At 48.5% G+C, this 11,036-nt stretch carries 7 protein-coding genes; 2 read left to right on the top strand and 5 right to left on the bottom strand.

Annotated elements, in window-relative coordinates; genetic code table 11:
• Position 1 precedes the first annotated feature (1 nt).
• The gene (gene feoB, locus IJG50_09340) at positions 2–2,356 is read right to left on the bottom strand and encodes a ferrous iron transport protein B (GenBank protein MBQ3380044.1); all 2,355 of its coding nucleotides are present in this window, start codon (positions 2,354–2,356) and stop codon (positions 2–4) included.
• Between the two features lie 151 nt (positions 2,357–2,507).
• Positions 2,508–2,957, bottom strand: a complete 450-nt coding sequence (locus IJG50_09345) for a winged helix-turn-helix transcriptional regulator (protein MBQ3380045.1) — start codon at positions 2,955–2,957, stop codon at positions 2,508–2,510.
• 252 nt (positions 2,958–3,209) lie between these two features.
• Here IJG50_09345 and IJG50_09350 point away from each other — a divergent pair, with 252 nt between their 5' ends.
• A complete protein-coding gene (locus IJG50_09350; GenBank protein MBQ3380046.1) occupies positions 3,210–3,752 on the top strand; it encodes a cysteine hydrolase in 543 nt (180 codons plus the stop codon).
• Between the two features lie 64 nt (positions 3,753–3,816).
• Here the strand turns inward: IJG50_09350 and IJG50_09355 are convergent, their stop codons facing one another.
• From IJG50_09355 to IJG50_09365, 3 genes are all read right to left on the bottom strand, one after another.
• On the bottom strand, positions 3,817–4,959 hold the full coding sequence (locus IJG50_09355) for a citrate transporter (protein ID MBQ3380047.1): 1,143 nt from the start codon (positions 4,957–4,959) through the stop codon (positions 3,817–3,819).
• A 208-nt stretch (positions 4,960–5,167) separates the two neighbouring features.
• A complete protein-coding gene (locus tag IJG50_09360; protein MBQ3380048.1) occupies positions 5,168–7,561 on the bottom strand; it encodes a hypothetical protein in 2,394 nt (797 codons plus the stop codon).
• Entirely contained in the window at positions 7,561–8,499 is a 939-nt protein-coding gene (locus IJG50_09365) for a hypothetical protein (protein MBQ3380049.1), read from the bottom strand. The genes IJG50_09360 and IJG50_09365 overlap by 1 nt, the downstream gene beginning before the upstream one ends.
• Before the next feature lie 368 nt (positions 8,500–8,867).
• On the opposite strand from IJG50_09365, the gene IJG50_09370 reads away from it, so the two are divergent.
• Entirely contained in the window at positions 8,868–10,829 is a 1,962-nt protein-coding gene (locus tag IJG50_09370; protein ID MBQ3380050.1) for an FAD-dependent oxidoreductase, read from the top strand.
• The last annotated feature ends 207 nt before the right edge of the window (positions 10,830–11,036 follow it).

The raw sequence follows: 11,036 nt of genomic DNA on the forward strand, positions 1-11,036 counted from the left end.
CTTACATAAATCCCATCATAAGGCTTATAAGCCGCACGACGAACGCCGCAGCCCATGCTATAACGCACTGTATGACAACCACAAAAACAGACCACTTCCCGCCGAGCTCACGCTTTACAGAAGCAATGGCCGCCACGCACGGCGTATAAAGAAGGCAAAAAACGAGCATAGACATCGCTCCCACGGCCGTCATTACCGTTCCTACGCCGCCCGACGCGCCGAAAAGCACCTCAAGCGTCGAAACGACGCTTTCCTTTGCAATAAATCCCGTAATAAGCGCGGTGCATATGCGCCAGTCGCCCAGTCCCAGCGGCGCGAATATCGGTACGATCACGCTTGATATCAGCGCCAGTATGCTCTCCTGCGATACGTCGGTGAGGTTGAAATGCAGATCGAAGCTCTGCAAAAACCAAATAACTATAGTGGCTATAAGTATTATCGAAAATGCGCGCTGCAAAAAATCCTTCGCCTTTTCCCACAAAAGCCTGAGTACATTTTTTGCGCCCGGCATTCTGTAATTGGGAAGCTCCATCACGAACGGCACCGGTTCGCCGCGAAACAGCGTATTCTTGAACGCAAACGCTATAAGAACGCCCACCGCTATGCCGATAACGTAAAGCCCTACCATTACGAGCGCCGCCTTTTTCGGGAAAAACGCCGCGGCAAAAAATGCGTATATTGGCAGCTTTGCCGAGCAGCTCATAAACGGAGTGAGAAGTATCGTCATTTTACGGTCTCGTTCGCTGGGGAGCGTGCGGCTCGCCATAACGGCCGGCACGGTGCAGCCGAAGCCGATGAGCATCGGCACGATGCTTCGCCCCGAAAGACCCATTTTTCTGAATATCTTATCCATAACAAATGCTACGCGCGCTATGTATCCGCTGTCCTCCAATATGGAAAGGAAGAAAAACAGAACAACGATTATGGGAAGGAACGAAAGCACGCTTCCCACTCCCGTAAATATACCGTCAACTATAAGCCCGTGAAGCACCTCGTTTACACCGCCCGCAGTAAGCGCGCCGTCGACTTTCTCGGTAAGCGCATCTATGCCTGCAGCCAGAAGGTCCTGAAGAAACGCGCCCACGACGTTGAACGTAAGGAAGAATACAAGCCCCATTATGCATATGAACAGCGGGATGGCAGTATATTTGCCCGTAAGTATCCTGTCTATGCGCTGGCTTCTTAAATATTCACGGCTCTTTTGGGGCTTAACTACAGAGGCCCGGCACACCTTCTCTATAAACTGAAAGCGCATCTCCGCAATAGCGGCTTTCCTGTCGAGGCCGCGCTCGTGCTCCATCTGCACTACTATATGCTCCAAAAGCTCCTTCTCATTTTGGTCGAGCTTCAAGCGTTCTAAAATTATATCGTCGCCCTCAATTATCTTTTCGGCGGCGAAACGCACGGGCAGCGCCGCAGTATTGGCATGATCCTCTATGAGATGTATAACGGCGTGAAGACAGCGGTGCACCGCGCCGCCGTGCGCCTCCTTATCGCAAAAGTCCTGTCTCAAAGGCTTTTCCTTGAAGCGCGCCACGTGGACCGCGTGACGCACGAGCTCCGACACGCCCTGATTCTTCGCGGCGGAGATGGGCACTACCGGCACTCCCAGCATGGCCTCCATCGTATTTATATCAATGCTTCCGCCGTTGCCGTATACCTCGTCCATCATATTGAGAGCCACAACTATCGGCGTGTCCATCTGTAAAAGCTGCATCGTAAGGTAGAGGTTACGTTCTATATTCGTTGCGTCAACTATGTTTATTATCGCTTTCGGCTTCTGTTCCAGCACGAATTCTCGCGAGATTATCTCCTCGCTGCTGTACGGCGACATGGAATAAATACCCGGAAGGTCGGTCACGAGCGTATCGGGATATCCCCTTATAACGCCGTCCTTTCTGTCAACGGTCACTCCTGGAAAATTGCCAACGTGCTGATTTGCTCCCGTAAGCTGATTGAAAAGCGTCGTCTTTCCGCTGTTCTGATTTCCGACAAGCGCATATGTAAGCTTAGTGCCCGCCGGAAGCGGCGAGCCGTGTTCCTTAAAGTGCGTCTTGTTTATTTCACCGAAACCGGGATGGCTTGCCGCTTTCGGCTTTTCCTTTGCGCGCGGCTCCGCCGCGTCTTCGTCGTCAAGCGGTATCACGTTTATCTTCTGCGCGTCGGCAAGCCTTAAAGTGAGCTGATATCCGTGCAGCCTTATCTCCATCGGATCCTTCATAGGGGCAAAGCGCACAACGCTTACCTTAACGCCGGGAATAACGCCCATGTCAAGAAGGTGCTGCCTTAATGTGCCCTCGCCGCCTACTTCGTCAATATATGCCGCTTGTCCGGCCTTTAATTCGCTTAAAGTCATTTATTAAACATCCTTTCGGTATGTCCTGCGCGTTATATCATATATGCCGCGCATACGATATATATGTATAAACCGACATTTGTTTCGCATAATAATTTTTATTGGAAACTTTTATGTCTTTTAAAAGCTCGGAGACCTTGGCTCCAAGCTTTTAATTTGCGGGGTTCTCCCGCTTCGTATTTATCCTGTTCTTTCGTTCGAGCGCGCGCTTTAACATATCTATAAACTGCACCGCGTCGTCTTCGCCCAAAAAATCAATAAGCCACATATTTGCCGCGGAGGCGCACCCCAATACCTCCATTGACGCCGCTTCCCCTGTATCTGTCAGAAGAATGCGCGCCTTTCTTTGGTCCTTCGCGTCCCAGATGCGCTCTATAAAGGCGCGCTTTTCAAGGCTTTTCACGATATTTGCTACTCTGCCCGGGGTAAGCCCGAAGTGATCTATAATATCGATCGCGTAAGTATCCGTCTTTCGCGTGCCCAGCCACAAAAGCACCGCCTTTTCGCCGTTCGGAACTATGTTCCCGGCGATGTGCGACATGAGCTTTGCGTTTTCAATTTTAATGCGGTTCAACTCGTCCGATAATCTTTCTCTATCCATAGGATATCCTCGCTTATTCCTTACACTGGTTAGTATATACTAACCAATTTGTCTTGTCAACTCTTATTTTTCATTTTCTGCGCGTCATCTTATGTTTTTATCGGCAGGTCTTGAAAAAAAGCGCAAGCTTTTTTTCATGTTATTCCAATTGGCCTTTCCTAAATATTAGTATTGACATCGTTCTTTTGCAATGATAAAATCTATATAACATATAAAAATACTCTATATTTTAAAGAAAATGGAGGTATAAAAATGGCTAAATATGCGGTAATTCTTGTGGATCTGTTAAACGACTTCATCACCGGTCCCATCTCTACGGAGCGCGCGCCCGGCATAATAGAGCCCAACGTTCGTCTCGTTAAAAAGGCTCACGAAAAGGGCGTTCCGGTAATTTACGCAAACGACTGCCACACTCCCGAGATAGACCACGAATTCGTAGTCTGGGGTCCGCACGCAGTCGAGGGCACCAAGGGCGCAGAGGTAGTTCCCGAGCTTACTCCCACAGATAAAGACTACATCGTTCCCAAGAAGCGTTACAGCGCTTTCTACGGCACGAATCTTGAGCTTCTTCTTCAGGAGCTGGGCGTTGACACCGTTATCATCACCGGCTGGCAGGCTGACTGCTGCTGCAGACATACCTCCGCAGACGCTTTCTTCAGAGGCTACAACATAGTAGTTCCCAAAGAAACGACCGACACCAACACTTACGAGGCTTACATTGCGGGCCTTGAGTATCTTAAGACCATCTACGGCGCAGACGTATGCGACCTTGACGACCTGCTTACAAAGCTCTGATCGCCGTTATCAAAAATGCATATTAAAAAGCTTGCGAAAGATATTTCCGCAAACTTTTTTGATCTTATATCCTGCTAACCGCCGTCATAAACAGCGTAAGTATTATAAGAAAGCCGAAATTGAACGCCGAGAACAATCCTATATACGCGGCCGCCTTTCCCCTGTTGTGGCTTACGTATTCCCTGAAGGTTATAAGGCTTGCAAGCGAGGCTATGAGCGTTCCCGTGCCGCCGATATTGACGCCCCACAGAAGCTCTCTGTAATTGTCGGTAAACTGAGACATGAGTATCGCCGTGGGCACGTTGCTTATTATCTGGCAGGAAAGCTCAGAAAACACCATGGCGTTCTTGTTTAAGATAAATGAGAAAAATTCTCTCACCTCGTCTATCCTTGCCATATTCCCCGCAAAGATAAAGAAGAAAACGAAAGTAAACAAAAGCCCGTAATCAACGTCGCGAAGCGCCTTTCTGTCAAGCAGCATAAGCGCGGCAACGATTATCGCAAGGCCGATAAGATACGGCACGCCGCGAAAAACTATAAGTATTGCAAGCGCGAACAAAACGAGATATATGGCTGCGCGGCGGCGGTCAAGCGGGGCCGATTCGCCTTTTATTTCGAATTGCTCTGGCTTTACGAATATAATGCAGCATATCGTTATAAGTATTATCGAAGCTATGAACGGCAGGGCCATTATGCGCATGAATTCAAGGCTGTCGATATTGTATTTAGTATATATGTAAAGGTTCTGCGGATTTCCGAACGGCGTTAGCATCCCGCCCAAATTGGCGGCGATGTTCTGCATTATGAAGGTAAAGGCCATATGCTTCTTTTTGCCTGTTACGGAGAGCACGAAATATCCCAGCGGAAGAAAAGTGATAAGCGCCATATCGTTGGCGATGAGCATCGAGCCTATCAGAGTTATGTAAACGAGAGCCAATATGCAAAGACGTGTATTTTTAAAGCAGCGCACTATTTTCAGCGCGATTATATAAAAGAAATTTATGTTTCGAAGAGCGCAGACAACAGCCAAAACACAGAAAAGGCACGTAAGCGTTTTATAATCGAAATAGTCCGCGTATTTCGCGTCGGGCGGAACAATAACGCTCGTTATAAGAGCCGCAAGCAGCGCAATAAACATAACGGCGTTCTTTTTTATGAAATCGAGGCCTCTTATCCCTATATGCCATTTTGAGCCGACCGTCTGCATAAATACGCTTCCTTCGTCATAAGAATTATTTATTGAACAGCGGTTTAGATTATAGCACCGTGAAAAACAAAAAACAAGACGAATTTTCCTTAATTTCACGCTGTATTCGGCGTATTGTTTTGTGCGGTATTTATGCACGGTCGGTTGTTGGGACAGAAAGAACGTGCCGCAGAAATGCTCTGCGGCACGTCATGGTGCGTGGGGTGGGTTATTCGATGCTTACCCACATCGCGGGGCGAACGGCATAGTTTTTAGTGGCTACTATGCTGCCTGGTAAGTTGATACCCCCATAGTAAGTGACATTTACAGCATCGATAGTAGTTTGACCTTGTGTCCGCAACCACCATATGCAATTCCCTGAACCTGAATTGGTTGCATAAGCGCCGTTATTTACGGCATATGCTGTAGCCTTGCACTGTCTTTCAACTTCGGAGCCAAAATATGTGTTTGCCTCGTTAATGCTAATAAGAAATACCTTGTCTGTTGTATTGTTGCCGGCAGTCGTACTATAGCGCGGATTTGCATCCGCCATAACCTTGGTATCCTGTATAACCATCTGCTCTTCCGAAACAAAAGCCTCATTTATAAAACTATCATTTATCCACTTGCGTATATAACTTTTTTCCCACGTTACACTAACACCGGAAGAATTATACGGCTTGCAATCGAGAGCGTATTCGCTGATAAGTAGCATTTTACCATCCTCTTTTGCGAGCACTCTCCATTCAATTCTCTCTTTTCCGTTGCTCGTATCGTTATCCTGCTCGTATGAGCCGAATATGACAATATCTCCGACTTGTGCCTTGCTTAATTCAGCTACTTCAGCGCTAACCTTCTTTTCTACGCTGTCTTTATAATTGCCAAGTTCCTCAAATCCTGCCATGGCAGCGACATACTCTCCCGCTTCATATTGTTCCATTGCCTTATTATATTTGTTTTGCGGGATTATTACATTTATCAAAAGAAAAACCACAATTGCTGCCACTACAGCGATAACAGCAATGATAATAGCGGTTTTCTTCGTTTTCGCCGCTTTTGCCGCCTTTTCCGCTCGGATTATAGCGTCAAGCTTGTCCTGTGTCTTTTTAAGCTGCGCGGGAGAATCGCCAAACGACGACAGTCCCTGAAGTATTCCTATGGCTTGGTTCAGCTTATTCTTGTCTTCGCTCTTTGAAAGCTCCATCGCTTCGTCATACTTCGCCTGATTTGCTTTGCGCTCCTCTTCTTTTAATTCATCTATCCTGTCCTTGCATTTTGCCGACAGATCCTTACTGTCCTTATAATCGCTTATTCCCCTAAAGGCCGTTATAGCTTTTCCCAGCGCGTCTATTGTGTCTGTTCTCATTAAGCCGCACGCTTCATCGTATGTACGTCTTTTTTGCTCCTCCAGCTCTCTCTCACGGCGCTGTCTTTCGCGTTCGGCCTGCAGCTTTCTTTCTTCCTCCGCCTGCCTTTGCCGTTCTTTTATTTCGTCAAGTCTTTCCGCGAGCCCCTCGGCTCTCTCGGCGGCGCGTTTCTTTACGACCTCACGCTGAAGCTCTAAAAGATGCGTCTGTGAAAACGCCCGCTCGACGTTTTCCCATGTGTCGCCGCAGTTAGGGCATTTTTCGCCGTCGCGAACGGGAACGCCGCAGTCGCAAAGCCAAAAGCCGTCGCCGCGCATGGGCATATAGATATTCTTTGCGTTTTCTTTTATTCTGTGTATTTTAGAAAGATACTCGGCGTCAGAAAGCGCTTCTTTCATGTTAAGGATATCGCGCCTTTGCTTTGCATAGAGCGAATCGGCGTATTTAAGGCGCGGGAAGGTCTCCTCGCTGAGCGCGGGTTGATCGGGCAGAACGACCGGCTTTTCGTCCTCTGCGCCTCGCCACACGTCGTCGCCTTCAAATGCAGCTTTTTCGCAGAAAAGCTCGACTCTGTAGGCAAGCTCCGTGTTGAGCGAAAACTCCTTCTCCTCGGGAAGGCGTCCGCCCGTCCCTACTGAGAGCCCTTGATAAACGCATTTGCAGGCGCTGACTTCGTCGCCCGTATCGTCAAACACCTTCACGTTAAAATAAACGGAGCGTATTTTTTTGTCGCTTTGGTTCCATGCTTTAAGCGAGAGCCTGTCCCCGCCCAAGTCCGTTTTTATCGTAACGCTCTCCACATAAACGGGGCAGTCGGGCAGCCAAAGGCCCGCACGATAGCTTCGCTTCACGGCTTCGCCCTGCTCCTTTTTATCCTCATTCACGGGAACGTATACTATCTCGCGCTCCACGGGAGCCGAAGGCGCCGCGCCCTGCGCGCTGTCCGCCTTTACCGGTATATTCGCCGTAATGTTCGCGTATTGCTTTTTATAATAATCGAACATCGCGCGGCTTCTTCCCTCTTCCGCCTCGCGTATCGCGCTGTCAACAGACATCTCGGTAAGCGAATCCATAGGCGTTTCCATAAACGCGCCGCACGCGCCGCAGCGGTAGCCCTTTTGGTCCTTGCCTATAAATCCCGCAGCCGCGCCAACTACGCCGAATGCTACTGCGCCGGCAACGGCCTTGCCCGTGCTGAAATTCTTATGCTGCTTGTCCTCATGAAGCGACGTGCTTCCGCAAAAACGACATCTCATCAAAAACGCCCCCTTTCTCCGATAATTCCCCACAAGTAATACTTTTCGTCATATCCGTCTGCATCCTTTTCGGTAAATGCGACTGTAATAATCCCATTATCCCTCATAAAAGCTGCTGCGGGATGCCTATCGCTTATATCTTCGGCGATATCCTTCTCGCAGACAGGCATATTTTTATTTGCCTCAAGCGTCTCTGTTATTGCAAAGTACAGATTCTTAAAAATGTATTCTCCTTTAAAAAACCTGCTTTTGTCATCTTGGTAAAACCGAGATGCAAAATATCTTGTAGAAACATGCGGAGAATGCTTTAGGCTCTCATAAAATTTCTCAGCAATGCGTTGATTGCCAGTGAGGCTCTTATATAATCTAACTGCGCTTTCTCGATTCCACTGCATGCTTTCATCGCATATAACGCGCAGATAATACTTATCGTCATCGGAATACTTTACCAAAATCCCCTCGCTTACAAGCCCTTCCAGCATCGCATGAAAATCTTTTTCTTCAAGCGAAGAAAGCTCGTCGCACCAGCCGTAAAGCTCTTCCTCGGTCTTTCCGTCCTCATCTTCCAATATTGCGGCGACAAGCTGTCCGTTCGGAGATGCGGCATATTTAAGGTTCAATATCGCCTCGTCCTTTCGCGCTTCAAGTTTCTCTTCCCAATCGCGCTTTTTCTGCAAGATACGCTTCTGTCGTTCCTGCTCCTTATTTTTCTTTTCCTGACGGTTTTTGAGTATTTCGCTGCATGCCTGCGCTTCGCCGGTCAATTTAGCCATTTCTGATAAGTTCTGCGCGTTTGGCGTCATTGATGCAGCTATCTTAGCATTGTCAACAATTATCTGCGCCAGCCGCTCGTCACTGTAATCGTCATGAGTAATAAGCGCGGTCCTTTTTGCGCTGTCTCTGAGCTGCGCCAACAGAGTATCTATATCGTTTGCCATGTTATCCCCCTCTTTCCCTTCGGTTTTGTCCGGAAAAGTATACTTTTCCGGACACCATATTTTAGAAATATTTTGCAGGAAATTTCGCCAAAATACCCAAAAATCATAGACAAAATCTACTTGTTTATGCTATACTTTCAACATACAACTTCTGTGCACAAAAAAATCCGGAAAAGTATACTTTTCCGGATTTTTTACAGTTGTTGTCATTTGCAATCATGAAAAAGCAATAAAAACATGTTCAAAACGCCTGCTTTCTTTGTTGCATATGCCCCGTTTTCAGTTGACACGGTGGCGGCAACGGCATATAATAGAATCAATAAGTTTTAACTTAATTCTTTTAAAAAAACAAAGGCAGGTGCAAAAAAATGCGATATGAAAATCTTTTTAAGTCTATAAAGGTGGGCAAGCTGAAAATCAAGAACAGAATTGTGCTTACCGGCTTGGCTACGGCCTTGTCGAACTACGACGGCTCTGTTTCCGACGATATCGTTGAATATTTCAAGGTGCGCGCGCGCGGCGGCGCAGGACTTTTATATACCGAGTTCTGCCGTATCGACAAGGACGGCCTCGGCAGTATGAACCAGCTCGGCGCGTACAACCTCCAGCTTGCGGGCGGACTCAGAAAGATTGCCGAGGGCGTTCACCGCTTCGACGCAAAGATATTTTTGCAGCTCCACCACGCGGGCAGCATGTCAAAGGCGATGTATACCGGCATACAGCCCGTCGCTCCCAGCGTTATCGCTATGCCCGGCACCCCCGCTCCGAGAGAGCTTACCGTGCCTGAAATCCAGGAGATAATAGAAAAGTTCATCCTCGGCGCAAAGGCCGCCATGTACGCTAATTTCGACGGCGTGGAGGTACACTGTGCGCACGGTTATCTTTTAAATCAGTTCGTAAGCCCCTATCTCAATCAGCGCACCGACGAATACGGCGGAAGCCTTGAGAACCGTTTAAGGATAGTTAAAGAGATAATGGAAGGCATAAGAAAGCTTGCGGGCCCCTCCTTCCCCATCTCCGTTCGCATCTCGGCGGACGACCTGTTGGGCGAAAAGGGAATGCAGATAGAAGAAGCCAAGAAGATGGCCGTTCTTTTGGAAAGCTACGGCGCAAATATCATAAGCGTATCGGCCGGAAACGGCCTTGCTCCCCAGGGCGTTATCGCGCCTGCGTTTTTTGACCAGGGCTGGCTTATTCCGCTTGCAGAGGGCGTAAAGTCCGTTGTTAAAATCCCCGTTATCGGCGTAAGCCTTATACGCGATTTCGATTATGCCGACAGCCTCGTTGCAGACGGCAAGTGCGATATGGTATCGCTTGCGCGTCCGCAGCTTGCAGACCCGAACCTTGTAAATAAGCTGAGAGCAGGCAAGCCCGAGCAGGTGCGCCCCTGCATAGTATGTATGCACTGCGCAAATTCGCTTACACGCGGACGTATAGAATGCGCCGTAAATCCCACCGTAGGCTACGAGCGCGAATATAAGGAGTATAGAAAGAACGGCGCAGGGCGCAAAGTGGCAGTTGTCGGCGGAGGCCCGGCAGGCTGCGAGGCGGCGCGTGTGCTTGCTATACGCGGATTTGACGTTACGCTTTTCGAAAAGACTAATAAGCTGGGCGGACAGCTCAATATCGCAAAGCTGCCCCCGCATAAGTTCAGAATAGAAAATCTCGTAAAGTATTACGAATACAATTTGGAGCGCGTGGGCGTTAAGGTGCGCTTAAATACCGACGCGACGCTCGATATACTGAAGGAAACGGACCCCTACGCCGTTGTGCTTGCAACTGGCGGCAAGGACTTCATTCCGCCTTTTATCAAGATAGACCACTCTCTCGCCTGCACCGCGAACGATATCCTTTTAGAGAAGGTAAAACTGAACCGCGGCGACAAGGCAGTTATCGTAGGCAGCGGCATGACCGGTATGGAGACTGCTCACTTCCTGTTAGAGCAGGGCGTCGATGCGACCGTAGTCGAGATGCTGCCCGAGATCGGCATGGCGGCTCCCGGCGCAAATATGCTGTATATAAAGAGATTCCTCTCCGCTTATGACAATTATCAGGCGATTCCGGGACTCAAGGTATTGTCTGTTGAGAACAACGTAGTAAAGCTTGAAAAGGTAAACACGGGCGATCATCTTGAAATGAACGCCGACTGCACGATATTCGCATCCGGCGTAAAGTCGGTAAACGAGCTTGAAGATGCGGTAAAAGAAAACTTTGAAAATGCTTTCGTTATAGGCGATGCATACAATATAGGCCAGATCTCTCATGCGGTGCGCGCGGGCTTCACCACGGCATGGCATTTAGACGACGGCTTCAACGTATTTGTCGAATAGACTGATAAAGCGCATCATAAAGCGCGGCAGCCGGCCATTTTAGGTCGGCTGCCGCGTCATTTTACTTGAGGCCGTCCCGAAAATTGTGTAAACCTCCGATAAGGTGTAAAATAGAAGCACCATATTGGAGGTTTAATTATGAGCAGCAGAAGAAAACGCAGTTCCGAGGAACGAGCACGGAGGGAGAAAATTCGTGAATTGCTGCAA

This window comes from Clostridia bacterium (genome assembly GCA_017405765.1).
In the GTDB taxonomy this organism is placed as follows: domain Bacteria; phylum Bacillota; class Clostridia; order Oscillospirales; family RGIG577; genus RGIG577.

Bases quoted from the DNA above. Each gene is read 5' to 3' on its own strand.
- IJG50_09370 (MBQ3380050.1), top strand. From the start codon at position 8,868: ATGCGATATGAAAATCTTTTTAAGTCTATAAAGGTGGGCAAGCTGAAA.
- IJG50_09350 (MBQ3380046.1), top strand. From the start codon at position 3,210: ATGGCTAAATATGCGGTAATTCTTGTGGATCTGTTAAACGACTTCATC.
- IJG50_09355 (MBQ3380047.1), bottom strand. From the start codon at position 4,959: ATGCAGACGGTCGGCTCAAAATGGCATATAGGGATAAGAGGCCTCGAT.
- IJG50_09360 (MBQ3380048.1), bottom strand. From the start codon at position 7,561: ATGAGATGTCGTTTTTGCGGAAGCACGTCGCTTCATGAGGACAAGCAG.
- IJG50_09345 (MBQ3380045.1), bottom strand. From the start codon at position 2,957: ATGGATAGAGAAAGATTATCGGACGAGTTGAACCGCATTAAAATTGAA.
- feoB (MBQ3380044.1), bottom strand. From the start codon at position 2,356: ATGACTTTAAGCGAATTAAAGGCCGGACAAGCGGCATATATTGACGAA.
- IJG50_09365 (MBQ3380049.1), bottom strand. From the start codon at position 8,499: ATGGCAAACGATATAGATACTCTGTTGGCGCAGCTCAGAGACAGCGCA.